This window comes from Salipaludibacillus sp. HK11, from assembly GCF_047795645.1.
Lineage (GTDB): Bacteria > Bacillota > Bacilli > Bacillales > Salisediminibacteriaceae > Salipaludibacillus.
This window is the reverse complement of record NZ_CP181045.1, coordinates 229,110-244,229: the sequence shown is the minus strand read 5'-3', so window position 1 is coordinate 244,229 and position 15,120 is coordinate 229,110. Positions and strand designations below refer to the sequence as shown.

Below are 15,120 nucleotides of genomic sequence, written 5' to 3'. Positions count from 1 at the left end.
CACAATTATATATGAATGGTCTATTTTTTCAGAATCTTTCTTATTTGTAAAAAGTAAACGATATTTATATCTTTTCTTTTCTTTTCATTAGTAATTGTCTCTCAAAACAGTATCGTACTATCTTTTGCCTTTTTGTTTCTCCGATATTTACAAATTGGAATGAACCTTTAATTCTTCCTCTCTCTCTAAATGTTCGAATTGCTTTTGCTTGAATGTCAAGATATTCTATGTCACCAGATTGATAAGGGATCGCTAACCATATTTCTAGCAGATCGTTAGCTTCTATCGCATGATCATCGGGTAGTATTAAAGCAAATCCACCACCACTTACATCAGCTGTAGTTGTTGTAAGTGCTTCAAATTTATTTGATTGGGAATTAACAGCAACATCAATTGTGGCTTCTACTCTAACATAATGACGACGCTGAATTCTAACATAGTTATTTGCCCCTGGATCTTTTAAAACAAGCATAGGAAATTTCTCTTCATCCTTACCTAGGACTTCCGTTTCGAATAAATATATTGCTTCATCTTTTCCAACAAACCATACACGAAATTGTGTACCTTCTAAAAAAAAGCTAGGTTTCTTGGATTTTTGATCAACTGGATAATCGATAAAAACTTGATTACCTTCATGATCTAAGATTTTGCTTTTAAATCGTTTTTTTTCTTCATCGTTATTATTTAATTCCAAATGAATGGTGTTTCCTACTTTTATCAAAGAAGTCCTCCTCTCTCAAAAAAAACGTTATAAAACAGGTTTGTGTATGTATGGTTCGATAAATGAATGATAAATCCCTTCTTTTACCGAAACATCTATTCAATATCTATTATGAAAAGAACGAAGAGCCTAGTCAAGACTCTTCGTTCATTTTATTCGTATGCTATAAAACGAAATTAAATTTTTTCGCTTTGAACATCGGAATTCTATATCAACTATTGATAAACAGGTTCAGGGTTTGCGAGTTTTTCGACTTGTTCTTCTCGTCCATCATCACTATTGATAAATATTCTGTATGTGTCATTATTAATTGTCCCATAAAACTCATGGCATAGAACTTCTTCTCCTAGCTGATTCTCAATTGTTGCTAAATGGTGTTCTCTAATTTGAAGACTTGGATTTAGTTGTTCTTCTGCTTCTTCTCTTGAAATAGAGGGCTCTGTATCAAGGTCATTTCCAATATGTGCTAGATGAGCAAAGTTCTCAAATCCGATAATATCTCCTTCGTCTAATGCGATTTCCAAAACTATTTCATCAGAATAAATTCGAACATCACCTTTTAATTTAACAAACTGAAAGACGCCGATATTATCGTATTGTTTACTATCGACCAATTGCATGTTAGTAAAATCATGGTTATTGAGAAATTGTTTTGCTTCTTCCGATGCTTTATTTAAACTTAATGATTCCTTATCTACATCACGTTCATTTAACATCCATACGGGATGCCCTCCTACTTTCGTAATATCCATCGTAATGTTTGTATTATGCTTTTCGTCTGGAATTACTAAACTATAAGCTTCGTATGCAAGCCCATCACCCGTTTCTGTTATTTCAACACCATCAAGAGTATCGCGGTCTAAAAACTCTTTTGCAACTTGAAGTGCTTCTTCTTCACCGATTTTATCCCCTTGGAGATTTTCATTAATTTCTTTATCATTTGCTGAAATATTAGTCGAATCAGCACCAAAGTGCACATCAGAAAATCCTCCTACTTTTTCATCAATGATATGAAAACTGTTAACAATTGAATTGTCTAGAGGTTCATCTTCAGCTGCTAGCTCTGATTCCACGTCTAGCCAACTTAAATTGTCGTTTAAGATAAGCGACTGTACTTCACGAAGCTCTCGTTGAATCTCTCCCGCTTGTCCATATAACGTTTCAAGGTCTTCATAATTTTCATCAGTTAGTGGATCTTGGTCTAAATCCTTAATCGCGTGTTGATAGGAGAAGTCACCAATTTTGTGCAAAAACTCCTCTGTTTTACTAAAAGGCATTAATACAAGCGGTAATTCACCTAAATCTTTTTGAGCTACCGAGGTTATTCTCCAAACCTCTGCTAATGATGGTGATAATCTTTCCTTTGAATTCATCGCCAATGTTGATCCAATTTCGTCATGCAATAAATCGATTTGATAGCTTAAATCATGGAAAGCTCTCTGATAATTGTTTTCAGTCTGCATTTTCACAACATTCTTTTCCTGGTTTTCACTGTAACCCCAAAATCCTGTCCCAATAAGCGCGGCTGCTAATAAACCTATAATCGTATTTCGTACCATCTTATTCACCTCCGTTACATTATTTACAGAAAATATGCTTTCCGATTTGTTTTATTTGGGGTCTTGACCAAATCCAATCTGACGTCGCTGTTACTGGGTTGAAATAGTATAATGCATGTCCAGTTGGATCCTGTCCATTTATTGCGTCAAGCACCGCTTTTCTGGCAGTTTCGTCTGGTTCCATCCATATTTGTCCGTCGGCTACCGCAGTGAACGCTCTTGGTTCGAATATTACGTCTGATACCGTGTTTGGGAATGTCGGACTTTGGACTCGATGTAATATTACTGCCGCTACTGCAACCTGCCCTACATAAGGTTCACCTCTTGCTTCTCCATAAACTGCTTGAGCCATGATCCGAATGTCGTTGTCCGAATATCCTTCAGGTACATTTATCGCTTTTTCAATATTCACATTATCATCTTGAGGTACAGGTTCTTCTTCATCTGGTGTCTCAAGACCGTCCTCCTCAACTCCTGGAGTTGGCTCTGGTTCTAAATCTTCCTGTTTTTCAGGCACATCTGCCTCTGGTTCTTCTGGTTCTGCTCCTGGTTCTGGTTGTTGTGCTGGTTCTTCTGGTGTCGGATCTGCTAATTCTTCTCTTGGTTCGTTTTCTTCTTTTTTATCTGGCTTAGTTGGTTCTTTACGAGGCTTGTCTTTGCTTCCTTTCACGCCCTTTTGAATCTCCTTATTTACTCCACCATAGTAAGTAAACTGCCTTCCTTCTTCTAACATTCGATGAACATATTCTTTATCAAATTCGGTCGACTTTGCTAGCATTTCTTTCATCTTGTCTCCTACAAGCCCGTCCACCTTCTCAAGACCAAACTGCTCTTGAAACTCTTGAACGGACCAATACGTCTGCCACCCAAAGACGCCATCGATGGTTCCATCATAATACCCTGTGTATTGTAATCTTGATTGAAGTTCAACGACGTCATCGCCTGTCGCTCCTTTCTGGATAATTTGGTCAGAAAACGCTCCCACACTCATAGGGTTTATAGCAAATATTGTACTAACGATCAAAATTACCCAAATGTGTTTATAACCCCTCTGTCTTTTGTACTTCATCTAAATCCTCCTCTATTTCATGCTTTCTTTTAAATAACGATCGAATAGGAATAGTTTTTATCCAAAACGACAAATTTATTCCAAACAAAATATTACTATCAAATATACTTCTATTTTTTCGGCTATACTACTTAAAAACATAGAGGTAGTTCCAACTTTTGATCCGCCCACTCCACAGAGAAATAAGCATTTCTTATCGCTCTCTACGAATTGATTATTAATTTCACTCTCAGAAACAGCAAAAAAGATACGGAGCAAACTGCTCCGTACCTTTCATTCTCTATTAACTTTATTCAGGTGACACATCTATATCGAAGGTTGTTTCATTACCACAAACACAACGTTTAAATCCTGTATCAAATCCTCCATCATCATTTGGACGTCCACGAAGAATATATTTTTCTCTGCACTTTTGACAACGGATCGTTACTTTGTACCTTTGCTTTGTTTCAGGCAAAAAAGACCACTCCTTTATCAGCGGGACATTCTAATTTTTAGAAAACAATTCCTATTTGTAATTGTTAGTTCACTCCACTATACATTGAATCACTTAGAAGATTCAAGAATTTATGATTATCTAACCAGTCCGTGGGTTAAATAAGTACATCTCCTGAGTCCGATTTGCTTTTTTTACTTTCCTCAAGGCAAACAACCAAAGAAAAATCATAAAAGGAGTCAAAACATACATCCAATGATTTAATGTTAAGAGAATTAAGTTATAAAAACTATGCAAGAAGTATGGGAATATAAATGCTAAAAACAAGTATCTGTAACGACGTTTCCGATCAAACTTAGCTTTTCCAAAGTAATACCCCATCACTACACCGAATAAAGCGTGACTAGTAACAGGAAAAACAGCCCGTAAGAAAGCCGTATCGACACCATTGGCTAAAATATAAAGCACATTTTCTACAGAAGCAAACCCCAATGCAACTGCCGTTGCATAAACAATTCCATCATACCGCTGGTTAAAATGAACGTGGTAAAATACAGCTATAAGTACAACAAACCATTTAAGAAACTCTTCAATAAATCCTACTTGAACAAAAGAGATCATATACGGAGTTACTAACCCTGTTTCTTCCTGCAAAGCAAATTGAATAAACATAATAGGAAACACTAACAATGCTCCAAAAACAAAGCAACGAACGACCATTGTAATTGGTTCTTGTTCAAATTCGTCTTTCAAATAGAAAAAAATTAAAAGTGCAATAGCCGGAGTTAACGCCACTGTTATTATTGAGAGCATAGGCAATTTTTCCTTTCAACTTCTTATTATCTGTCATATTAATTTGAATAACCGCAACGTGTAATTTAATTGTAAGAAACCGACATGAAAAATGCAAATGATGTTTTACCTTTCAAAAGCCGCGTTAACGTCACTATTCGATTTTAAACAAACCATCAATTTAATTCTTGCTTTTTTACTATCATAATCTTTCCCTAATACGACTCCCCTTTTGTATAAATCATAAGCACTCCCATTATAATCATACGTTGGATATACTTCTCCCTCTTCTGCGGATGTTGTAATCACTATTTTAATCCCTCTGTCAATGGCCTTTTGAATTGCTGCTATCATACTTGGTGAAACCTGACCCCTACCTACACCTTCAAGCACAATTCCATTAACACCAGCGTCAACACACGCTGTAATAAATTTACCATCTGATTCTAGATAACATTTAATAATATCAACAGTAATACTTTTTTTCGGTTTGACCTTATAGTATTCCGATTTAACAGGTTTTTGATAGACGTGAATTTTATTATTATCAATGATTCCTAAGTATCCAAATCCAAAACTGTTGAAACCTTGAATATTAGATGCATGTTCTTTTTTCACGTGTATTGCAGAAAAAATTCTTTCGTTAAAAACAACTGTTACGCCTATACCATTCAATTGCGAATCTCCAGCTGCATAAATAGCATGTCTCAAATTAATATTAGCATCACTTCCTAATTCCTCTGGAGATCTCTGTGAGCCTGTTAGCACAACTGGAATTTTAACATCAAGCGTTAAATCTAAATAATAGGCAGTCTCTTCCATCGTATCAGTTCCATGGGTTATGACAATTCCATCTATTTTTTCTTCAAATGTAAGTTTTTCTATTTTTTCTTTAAGCTCATCTAAATCATCAAATGAGATGTGAATACTTGGTTTTTGCAAGATTGAATAAATATGTACTTCAATATCTTTAGGAATTCCGACTAAATCTGATAGTTCTTCCCCTGTGAAAATGCCTGATTCTAACCTACCATTTTTATTGGGTTTGCTCGCTATTGTACCACCCGTTGTTAAAACCGCTACTTTTTTCATAAAAATCCTCCACTCAAATTTGAACTTGTCTGTAGTTTTAAATTCGGCATCGCAATCTATCCGAAGATAATTCTGAGAAAAAGGTCTCTCCAATTGATAGTATTAGCTTGTTTTCGTTGCTATATAATTAGCAATAACTTCCCCATGTAACCGGCCATTTTCTATAAAAATTTCATTAGCATTATTTCCAGCTGCAATTACACCTGCAATAAAAATGTTCTCTACATTCGTTTCCATTGTTTCTTCATTATAAAATGGACGCCCTGTTTGTTCGTCAATATTCACACCAATTCCTTGTATAAATGAGTGATCAGGATGATATCCAGTCATCGCAAAAACAAAGTTTACTGGAATTTCTAAAACCTGACCGTATGCCCTAACTCTGACACTTGTTTTTCTAATCTCTTCGATCTCTGTTTCAAAGTACATTTTAATCTCACCTTTTTTGACCAACCCTTCAAATTCAGGTAGAATCCATGGTTTTATGCTAGATGAATAATCCTTTCCACGATAAATAACAGTAACTTTCGCTCCCGCTTTTTCTAATTCAAGTGCAGCATCAACAGCTGAATTTTTACCACCAATAACTGCCACTTGTTGGTCAAAAAACGAATGAGCTTCGTGAAAATAATGAAAAACATGTGCTTGTTCTTCGCCTTTTATTCCCATAATGTTAGGTGAATCATAGTAGCCCGTTGCAATAATTATAAACTTTGCTTCATAATTTGTTTTCTCGCCTGTATGTTTCACAGTCTCTACATAAAAAGTTGCATCGGATTGTTGAATCACTTGTTTTACTTCTTCAAAAGCTTGAATTCGTATCTGCTTATGTTTCACAACATGTCGATAGTATACAAGCGCTTCATTTCGTTTTGGTTTTCTTTCTGTACTATAAAATGGAATATCTCCTATTGAAAGCTTTTCACTAGAGCTAAAAAACTGTTGATGTGTGGGGTATTTATAGAGTGAGTGAACGATGTTTCCCTTCTCAATGACCAATGGGTTGTAACCTTTATTCTGCAGTTCTATTGCAGCTGACAACCCACATGGTCCTGCTCCGACAATGATGACACATTCTTTCTGCATGTATTACACCTCTTTCATATTAAAAAACTTGGATTGTCGCCAAGTCCTTCATGGCGAAAGCCTTCGTTTATCTTATACTTTAACCCTTTAGCGAAGTTAAACATTCTTAAAGTATAATAAAAGAACCCCTCAAATAAAGTTAAGGGATTCTAACTATAGAAATATCTTAACGTGAAATCAGTTTTAAATCCAGCCTCGAAACCTGCTTGCTTCTGCCATTTTTCTAACACCAACCATATAAGCAGCCAATCTCATATCTATGTTTCGAACAGAAGCAACGCGGTAGACATTATCAAAGGCAGTGACCATAACTTTTTCCAGTTTTTCAGCAACTTCCTCTTCTTCCCAATAGAACCCTTGGTTGTTTTGTACCCATTCAAAATAAGACACCGTCACTCCGCCCGCACTTGCTAAAACGTCAGGAACAAGTAAAACTCCTCGATCACTTAACATTTTTGTCGCTTCAATTGTCGTCGGGCCATTTGCCGCTTCAACAATTATCTCCGCTTTGATCTGATTCACATTTTCTTCAGTAATCTGATTTTCAATCGCAGCTGGCACAAGGATATCGCAGTTTAGTTTTAGTAACTCCTTGTTGGAAATTGTATCTTTAAATAATTTTGATACCGTTCCAAAACTATCTCTTCGATCCAATAGATAGTCAATATCTAATCCTTCAGGATCGTGAAGTCCACCATAAACATCGGAAATCCCAACGACTTTAGCTCCTGCGTCATACATAAACTTTGCTAAAAAACTGCCAGCATTCCCAAACCCTTGAATGACAATTCGAGCTCCTTCAAGATTAATCCCTTTTTTCTTTGCCGCTTCACGAATACAAATGGTTACACCTTTAGCAGTGGCTGATTCACGCCCGTGTGATCCACCTAGAACCAATGGTTTCCCAGTAATAAACCCTGGTGAATCAAACTCCTTCATCCGACTATATTCATCCATCATCCACGCCATAATTTGTGAGTTCGTAAATACATCAGGGGCAGGAATATCTTTTGTAGGTCCAACTATCTGACTAATCGCTCTAACATACCCTCTGCTTAGGCGCTCTATTTCTCGAAAAGACATGTCCCGAGGATCGCAGACAATCCCTCCTTTTCCGCCACCGTATGGCAGATCAACAATTCCCGCTTTCAGACTCATCCAAATTGATAACGCTTTCACTTCTGTTTCTGACACATCTGGATGGAAACGAACGCCACCCTTTGTTGGTCCCACTGCATCATTATGTTGCGCACGGTAACCCGTAAAAATACGAATAGAATCATCGTCCATTCTAATCGGAATACGAACAGTCATCATTCTTAATGGTTCTTTCAATAACTCATATACTTCATTAGGATAACCTAATTTATCTAGTGCTTTGTGTACGACACTTTGAGTTGATTGAAGAACATTTAGTTTTGATTTTGGTCGCGTACCAACATTTTCTTTATTCTCTTCCTTCCCGATATCTTCCATTCGATTCACCCCTGATAATTATGTTTAAAAACTACTCATACTTTATACACTCTTCTCTCCTGACTATAAAGAAGATAACATGTTTTTTCCACTGTTCTTTTGTTATCATATTGATTATTTCTTAGATTATAATGGGAAGTTCTTTACGGTAACGAGAAGTAGCAAATAAATTGTTCGATTCACAGCACAAAAAGGAAAGAAGCCAAATATAGTCAAAAGTGGCTTCTTAAGAGAAATGTTCGTACATTTGCCTTACAGCAGATGAATCAATAATTAAATTTCCGTATTCTTTAATGAGGTCTGTTGTAACTTTTGCCTTCTCCCCATATTCTCTTACAATAGATACTAACGTTGTCTTTTCCAATTGTGAGACATCTTCCCCTCTAAAATGGAGATAATACAAGTTCTCATATGAATAGAGACTTCCTCCATTAATATCTAATGATATAAGAGTTTTTGACAATTGAATGACGTACTCTATATCATCAAACTGAAACAATAGTGGATCATTTTGAGCATCACTGAGTTGCCACTCAATAACAGGATCATCCATGTCATCAAACATTTCCTCCGTTTTTGTAACAATTACAACGACTCCTTGAGCAGGAATAGAAAAAACTTCAACTACAACCGGGCCTTCAGCATCAAAGTTTAATTCCTGACTCGCTTCTGCAATCATATCTTGAAACATATCATCAATTACAGGAACATCCGTCCATTTTTTATCGGTTGAAATTCCTCGTTCTTCTAAATCCTCATATGTTAAAAATATTTTCATCTTATCGTAAGCTAGTCTCTCGAGGCGCATGAAAATTCCTCCCCTATTCGTGTCATCATTCTTTGACGTCCCCTTTATGAATGACTTCATTTAGTCTAAATTATGTTTATAATCCTCAATTGGTGCGCTCTCTTGCCTATATTACTCATTCTATAAATTTGATTTCAGCCATTCTAACCATTCGTTTTCATTTTCGCCAATCAAAAAGGATTGATAGGTCTTCATCCTAGAGTTAGGAATACTTTTCACAGCATATCCACCCAACCCTACTTTTAAATCATGATAATGTTTATCTAGATCAGTTACTAACTGAATCGTCTCTGGAAAATGTTCAACCATCGTACAGGATATAATAATCATTTTAGGGTTCACTTCATCCACTACTTGAAATACATCCTCAGCAGGAATACCTGACCCTAAGTAAATAACCTCATATCCCTTCCTGCGAAGAAAAAATGTAAATATGAGTAACCCTATTTCATGTTGTTCATTCGGTCCGCAGACAGCAATAACTTTTGGCAGAAGCGGATTTATCGGTAAATTATGGAATACCATTCCTATTTTCGTACGAATATAAGAAGTCACAAAATGCTCATGAGCAGTAGATATTTCCTTATTTTCCCATTTGGCACCAATCTCAACAATGATGCCACCTAAAATTGTAATCACAACTTTTTCAATTGAGAAAACATTGAAAGCAAGATCTAACGTTTGATTTGATTTAGGTTCATCAAATTTAAGCAAAGAGTCAAGTAAGTTTTGTTTAAATGATTCTATTTGATTGTTACTTAATTTGTCGTTATGATCATCATTAATAACTTCTTGCTTGTCTAATAATTCCACTGCTTGTCCAATAGTAAACCCTTGCTCTACTTTTCCTATGACCCAACTGAGCACTTTTAATTGATCATCTGTATATAATCGATGCCCAGCATCATTTCTAACTGGTTCGATGACATTATACCTTCTTTCCCATGCTCGAAGTGTCCCAGGGTGGATTCCAAGCATATTGGAAACAGCTTTAATATTATACTTCCCCTTTTGTACACTCATACACGGACACCTTCTTTTCTTTAATCAATAAAAATCATATTTAAACAGACATCCACTCACTATGAAACTACCAAGGAAGTGTTTTAATTAGGATGCCTTAAACGAACCCTATTTGACCTAATAAACTCATTATAGACGAACATAGAGAATGTGCAAATTTTAACCATTTAAGTAGAGAAATTATCCTACTGATTATTTACACCCTTTATCGTAATTACATGTATTTCAGGAATAGCCCCAAATCTTGCTGGTATGCTTGTCGTCCCGAATCCGTTACTAATAAATACTCGGAAGTTATTCTTTATCGTCCATCCTCCTCTTTCACCTAAGGATAGTGAACCAAGTCTAATTTGTCCGCCATGCGTGTGTCCAGTAATTATCACTTGAACATCCTTATATTTATCATTAATCAAGTAGGCTACTTCTGGATTATGGCTCACAAGCAGTACGGGTCCTTCCGCTTTCTTTAGAGCAAGTTCTACATTTGTTCTATCACAACCTAGGTCATCCACCCCCGCTATGGTCCATGTATGATTTTCTTCTTTAATCTGCAAAGACTGATTTTGTAATGTCGTGATACCATGTTTATTTAAGCTTTCCGTTAGTTTATCTTCTCCGTACTCATAATCATTATTTCCCCAAATAAACAATGTTTTTCCGAAAGCTGTTAATTTCGACAAATTATTATCTAGAGTAGCCTTTTTAACTCCTTTTTCGCATAAGTCGCCGCCTATAATAACATAATCAACTGCGGGTACTTTTGACAACATTCCTGGTTTTATTTCTCTTTTATGTAAATCTGTAATAAATAAGATCTTAGTGTTTTTCATTGAAATAGGCCAATCAATGACATCGTTTTTAATGGTTAATTTTTTCGCTTCAAGAAACATATAAACTGTCATGATAAGTATAGTAAATAGGATAAACACAATAATTAAGTGCATCAGCGTCTCCTTCATGACTAATTAAGTATTAGAATTTCGTTTAGTATATCTGAATTGGTTTCACAAAACAATCACCAAATATTTATAAAACTTGTGACATAGAGTTACTAAGTATATTTCTTAAAAAAGTCACTCCTTTCACTTGGAGGAACCTCCGAGTATCGTCGTTTTTATTAAATTCACGAAAACACTAATATAACCCCACTGCTTTCCCTCTCCCATCAACATCCATATTCATAGCAGCTGGCTCCATAGGCAATCCCGGCATTGTCATAACATCCCCAGTCAATGCTACAATAAATTCAGCGCCAACAGCAGCTTTTAGTTCCCTCACTGTAATCGTGAAATCTTCAGGTCGACCCAATTTTTCTGCATCATCCGTTAATGAATATTGCGTTTTTGCGATACAAATAGGATAATCCCCCCACCCGTTTTCTTCAAATTCGGTAAGTTGAATTCTTGCTTCAGGCAAAAAAACAACTCGCTTTGCTCCATATACTTTTTTCGCAACACATTTAATCTTCTCTTCAATTGACATATCTAACGTATACATATGTTTAAAATTTTTCTTTGTATAATTAATTTCATATACAACTCTTTCAGCTAGCTCTTTTCCGCCTTCTCCTCCTTTTGCCCAAACATCAGCTAATTCAACATTAATATCTTGATCCTCACACCATGTTATTAAAGTTTCTATCTCTTCATCGCTATCATGAATAAAACGGTTAATCGCTACAACATGAGGTAGTCCGAAACAACGAATCGTTTCTACGTGTTTTTCCAAGTTAGCTAACCCTTTTTTTAGTGCATTGACATTATTTTGTTTAAGATCATCCTTAGGAACTCCTCCGTGCATTTTAAGCGCCCGAATCGTGGCTACAACGACAACGATACTAGGGTCAATGTTTCCAGCTCTTGTTTTAATGTCTAAGAACTTCTCTGCACCTAAATCTGCTCCAAAACCTGCTTCAGTTACAACATAGTCGGCTAATTTCGATGCCATTTTTGTCGCTATGATGCTGTTGCATCCATGAGCAATGTTCGCAAATGGGCCACCGTGAATAAGTGCCGGCGTATTTTCTAAAGTTTGCACAAGATTAGGTTTAATCGCCTCTTTCAACAGTAATGTTAATGCTCCTTCGGCTTGCAAGTCTTTTGCCGTTACAGGCTCGCCATCGCTATTATATGCAACGACCATTCTAGCCAATCGCGCTTTAAGGTCATCGATACTATTTGCTAAACAAAGAATCGCCATCACTTCTGATGCAACGGTGATATCAAATCCCGATTCTCTTGGGACCCCATGCTTCGGTCCTCCTAATCCAACAACAACTTGACGAAGTGCTCTGTCGTTCATATCTAACACTCGTTTCCATGTTATTCGCCTAACATCCACTCTCAGCTCATTCCCACGATGAATATGGTTATCTAGCATGGCTGCAAGAGCATTATGAGCCGAAGTTATCGCATGAATATCTCCAGTAAAATGTAAATTTATATCTTCCATAGGAACAACTTGAGAATACCCTCCACCAGCAGCCCCTCCTTTAATCCCCATTGTTGGACCTAATGAAGGTTCTCTTAAAGCGATCATCGCATTCTTATTTATCTTATTTAATGCTTGTCCTAACCCGACCGTTACGGTAGATTTGCCTTCACCTGCTTGCGTTGGATTTATCGACGTTACCAGGATCACTTTGCCGTCTGGTCTTTTTTCAAGCCGCTCCAAAACTGATAAAGAGATTTTCGCCTTGTAATGCCCATAAGGTTCCCATTCGTCTTCATCAAGCTCAAGCTTCTTTACTATCTCTTTTATCTTGTCCATGTTACTTTCTTGAGCAATTTCAATATCTGATTTGACTTCTTGATTCATTCTTTCCACTCCTTATTCGTTAACAATAATAATATTCATTACTTATGTCTAACACTATTTTAATGATTATTTTGTAACTTTTGGAGAGCTAAAAAGTAAGTAACGATTAGTAACTAACATACCGACTAGATATTATCTTATCATTAGAAATCCCATTCGTCTTCGGCGTTATATATATAAATAAAGAACTTTGTTGTTTTAATGCATATTTTTTCATCCTAAAATAAGAAAGTAGCCATGTAGACTACATCATCTGATTCAGACCGTTTCCCTATTCCGATTCCTCTAACAGTCCGAATTCCTGATTCCCACTTTTCCCCGAATGACTGAAGCATCTGGCGCGGAAAGGCATCGCCTATAGTGGATCGAGTGTCCCTTGAAAATTGTGTGAAAAATTATTTTTTTCATCCCATATGTCTAGCATATCTTACTTCTTACTTCTTTATGAATAATTCAGGTATAATTATATTCGCACAAAATATCCCACTATAAATGCTTAAATTTTCAAAAATTCTGTTTTCTGTAGCTTGAAATAATCAAGCTACTACGTATATAATTACCTTATCAGAAAATTCAGTTTATTGGAGGTGGAGAGTTTGCTTGATTTACAAAGTCAGCATAACCAGTTTCTCGTCACTGATGAAGATTTCAGAGAATTTAATAAGTATGGATTACCAGTTGCCGTTTTTTGCCCCAATAAATGTAAAACTGTTGCATTTGGTTTATTACAAAAATGGAACGTAGAACATGCTATTGTGAACGGAAAAAAATTTGATAGAAATAAAGTTGTTTTCTTAATAAAATAATAAATCGAGGTCGTGATCACGACCTCGATTTATTTGTGATAAATATTTATATCATATTTAGTCTTTAATTCATTAAAAATCCGCGCCCGTTCTTTCCATTTTTCTGGCGTTGACCAGATTTCACTGGCACGATCAATCATGTCTTCTTTCAATTGATCATAGTCCTTTTCAGCTTTTTCAAACTTAAATTTTATGTTTTGTAGGTTTACATAACTAATCCCTAACAAAGTCATGAAAACAAGCACTACCGGATCACTAGCAACACCGGCCAGTAAGGTTGGGCCCTCTGTAAGTGTCCCCCATTGCGTTGACAAATAAAACATAAAACCTGCAACGGAAGCTAAAACATACAACCCAGCTCGCCAGAGTCTCTTCCCAACTTTTGATTCTTTGCTTTTTGCCTTGATAATCGCATTGATCAAATAGGTTTCAACACTGTCAATGTTTTCAAAGCTATCGATTTGAATGCGCCTTTCTTCTCCCAACTAGTCCACCTCCTCTGTAAAGTCTATGCATGAGGAGGCGAAAATAGGATATTCTTGCTTATGTTTAACCCCATATTGGATACGTAATGACTAATACTACCAATAGCAAAAATAAAATAAGCCAAACTCTAACTAAAGGAAAACGAATTCTCTTTTTTTTAGGTTTATTTACTCGTGATTTTCGAGAAATTCTTTTATGTGTCTCTTTTCTTGACGGAAGACCTTGAACATCAACAGAGTCATGATGCATTGATTCATCATCCCCATGTTCGTTTTCTTCAACCTTACTATCCAATTTCTCTGACAATGTAATCACCCTCTTTTTCATATCTATCATCGGATTCTTAGTATTATTTATTTAGCAGAACTATTCATAATGTTCCTTGCCATTTTTTAATCGGATGAATAAACCTAACAAGAAATCAATTACAAAGTGAGCGACGATAACCGTTAATAAGTTTTCAGTAAATAAAAATAAGGCGCCTAGCGAAAAACTCAATACTACTGTGAATAATAACAAGAACTTATTCGTTAAATATCGAAAATGGATTACCGCAAACAGGAAGGAAGCAACCCATATTCCAAATTGTGATTGTAACAGTCCACGAAATAATATTTCTTCACTTGATGCAACTAGCAATGATAAAACCCCAATGTGCACTGGATGACGATTTGAGAAAATCCGTTCATTTATTCCTCCATCATCAAACCAACTGCGAGGAAGTTTTTGGTACAGAAAAACCTCAATAAGAACGATAATAACTCCAAATATAAGCCCAATCAATAAGTGATTGATATGAAAATAAAAGTAATCAAACGGAAGGAGTGGATTTCCTAACAACCAACTAAGTAAAATAGCAATCCCTAGCATTGCAATCTGTGTCACATACAAATTAAGTAGCAATTCTTTGTCCGTTAACTTGGCTATTAGCTCAGCTTGTTTACTCACT

Annotated in this window: 16 protein-coding genes; 1 reads left to right on the top strand and 15 read right to left on the bottom strand. The window is 36.0% G+C overall.

The genetic code is table 11. The annotated features are described in order from the left end of the window. Positions 1-64 precede the first annotated feature (64 nt). The 12 genes from ACM26V_RS01460 to ACM26V_RS01405 form a co-directional block, all read right to left on the bottom strand. Complete coding sequence (locus tag ACM26V_RS01460) at positions 65-721, bottom strand: flagellar brake protein (RefSeq protein WP_416149693.1); 657 nt, start codon at positions 719-721, stop codon at positions 65-67. A gap of 215 nt (positions 722-936) precedes the next feature. After that, entirely contained in the window at positions 937-2,280 is a 1,344-nt protein-coding gene (gene ypeB, locus ACM26V_RS01455; RefSeq protein ID WP_416149692.1) for a germination protein YpeB, read from the bottom strand. A gap of 19 nt (positions 2,281-2,299) precedes the next feature. Continuing rightward, positions 2,300-3,349, bottom strand: coding sequence for a cell wall hydrolase (locus ACM26V_RS01450; protein ID WP_416149691.1), 1,050 nt, complete (start codon positions 3,347-3,349; stop codon positions 2,300-2,302). A 289-nt stretch (positions 3,350-3,638) separates the two neighbouring features. Continuing rightward, positions 3,639-3,806 carry a hypothetical protein gene (locus tag ACM26V_RS01445; RefSeq protein WP_416149690.1) on the bottom strand — a complete coding sequence of 56 codons (168 nt, stop codon included), beginning with the start codon at positions 3,804-3,806 and terminating at the stop codon, positions 3,639-3,641. A 120-nt stretch (positions 3,807-3,926) separates the two neighbouring features. After that, on the bottom strand, positions 3,927-4,598 hold the full coding sequence (gene prsW, locus ACM26V_RS01440) for a glutamic-type intramembrane protease PrsW (protein WP_416149689.1): 672 nt from the start codon (positions 4,596-4,598) through the stop codon (positions 3,927-3,929). 105 nt (positions 4,599-4,703) lie between these two features. Next, positions 4,704-5,669: an asparaginase gene (locus ACM26V_RS01435; protein ID WP_416149688.1), complete on the bottom strand. Its 966-nt coding sequence runs from the start codon at positions 5,667-5,669 to the stop codon at positions 4,704-4,706. Positions 5,670-5,771: 102 nt separating this feature from the next. Beyond that, a complete protein-coding gene (locus ACM26V_RS01430; RefSeq protein ID WP_416149687.1) occupies positions 5,772-6,755 on the bottom strand; it encodes a YpdA family putative bacillithiol disulfide reductase in 984 nt (327 codons plus the stop codon). A 183-nt stretch (positions 6,756-6,938) separates the two neighbouring features. Continuing rightward, entirely contained in the window at positions 6,939-8,231 is a 1,293-nt protein-coding gene (locus ACM26V_RS01425; RefSeq protein WP_416149686.1) for a Glu/Leu/Phe/Val family dehydrogenase, read from the bottom strand. Positions 8,232-8,457: 226 nt separating this feature from the next. After that, a complete protein-coding gene (locus tag ACM26V_RS01420; RefSeq protein ID WP_416149685.1) occupies positions 8,458-9,039 on the bottom strand; it encodes an adaptor protein MecA in 582 nt (193 codons plus the stop codon). A 120-nt stretch (positions 9,040-9,159) separates the two neighbouring features. Next, a complete protein-coding gene (locus tag ACM26V_RS01415; protein ID WP_416149684.1) occupies positions 9,160-10,062 on the bottom strand; it encodes a MerR family transcriptional regulator in 903 nt (300 codons plus the stop codon). Positions 10,063-10,247: 185 nt separating this feature from the next. After that, entirely contained in the window at positions 10,248-11,006 is a 759-nt protein-coding gene (locus tag ACM26V_RS01410) for a metallophosphoesterase (RefSeq protein WP_416149683.1), read from the bottom strand. Positions 11,007-11,196: 190 nt separating this feature from the next. Beyond that, positions 11,197-12,879, bottom strand: coding sequence for a formate--tetrahydrofolate ligase (locus ACM26V_RS01405; RefSeq protein WP_416149682.1), 1,683 nt, complete (start codon positions 12,877-12,879; stop codon positions 11,197-11,199). 596 nt (positions 12,880-13,475) lie between these two features. On the opposite strand from ACM26V_RS01405, the gene ACM26V_RS01400 reads away from it, so the two are divergent. Next, positions 13,476-13,685, top strand: a complete 210-nt coding sequence (locus tag ACM26V_RS01400) for a hypothetical protein (protein WP_416149681.1) — start codon at positions 13,476-13,478, stop codon at positions 13,683-13,685. A 29-nt stretch (positions 13,686-13,714) separates the two neighbouring features. Here ACM26V_RS01400 and ACM26V_RS01395 read toward each other — a convergent pair whose 3' ends face one another. The 3 genes from ACM26V_RS01395 to ACM26V_RS01385 form a co-directional block, all read right to left on the bottom strand. Continuing rightward, positions 13,715-14,170: a DUF2663 family protein gene (locus ACM26V_RS01395; protein ID WP_416149680.1), complete on the bottom strand. Its 456-nt coding sequence runs from the start codon at positions 14,168-14,170 to the stop codon at positions 13,715-13,717. A gap of 64 nt (positions 14,171-14,234) precedes the next feature. Continuing rightward, positions 14,235-14,477, bottom strand: coding sequence for a hypothetical protein (locus ACM26V_RS01390; RefSeq protein WP_416149679.1), 243 nt, complete (start codon positions 14,475-14,477; stop codon positions 14,235-14,237). Between the two features lie 60 nt (positions 14,478-14,537). Then, on the bottom strand, positions 14,538-15,119 hold the full coding sequence (locus tag ACM26V_RS01385; protein WP_416149678.1) for a lysostaphin resistance A-like protein: 582 nt from the start codon (positions 15,117-15,119) through the stop codon (positions 14,538-14,540). Position 15,120 lies beyond the last annotated feature (1 nt).

What these genes read in the sequence shown, in the direction of transcription:
- prsW (WP_416149689.1), bottom strand. Translation starts at nt 4,598, where the DNA reads ATGCTCTCAATAATAACAGTGGCGTTAACTCCGGCTATTGCACTTTTA.
- ACM26V_RS01405 (WP_416149682.1), bottom strand. Translation starts at nt 12,879, where the DNA reads ATGAATCAAGAAGTCAAATCAGATATTGAAATTGCTCAAGAAAGTAAC.
- ACM26V_RS01420 (WP_416149685.1), bottom strand. Translation starts at nt 9,039, where the DNA reads ATGCGCCTCGAGAGACTAGCTTACGATAAGATGAAAATATTTTTAACA.
- ACM26V_RS01425 (WP_416149686.1), bottom strand. Translation starts at nt 8,231, where the DNA reads ATGGAAGATATCGGGAAGGAAGAGAATAAAGAAAATGTTGGTACGCGA.
- ACM26V_RS01450 (WP_416149691.1), bottom strand. Translation starts at nt 3,349, where the DNA reads ATGAAGTACAAAAGACAGAGGGGTTATAAACACATTTGGGTAATTTTG.
- ACM26V_RS01435 (WP_416149688.1), bottom strand. Translation starts at nt 5,669, where the DNA reads ATGAAAAAAGTAGCGGTTTTAACAACGGGTGGTACAATAGCGAGCAAA.
- ACM26V_RS01415 (WP_416149684.1), bottom strand. Translation starts at nt 10,062, where the DNA reads ATGAGTGTACAAAAGGGGAAGTATAATATTAAAGCTGTTTCCAATATG.
- ACM26V_RS01410 (WP_416149683.1), bottom strand. Translation starts at nt 11,006, where the DNA reads ATGCACTTAATTATTGTGTTTATCCTATTTACTATACTTATCATGACA.
- ACM26V_RS01430 (WP_416149687.1), bottom strand. Translation starts at nt 6,755, where the DNA reads ATGCAGAAAGAATGTGTCATCATTGTCGGAGCAGGACCATGTGGGTTG.
- ypeB (WP_416149692.1), bottom strand. Translation starts at nt 2,280, where the DNA reads ATGGTACGAAATACGATTATAGGTTTATTAGCAGCCGCGCTTATTGGG.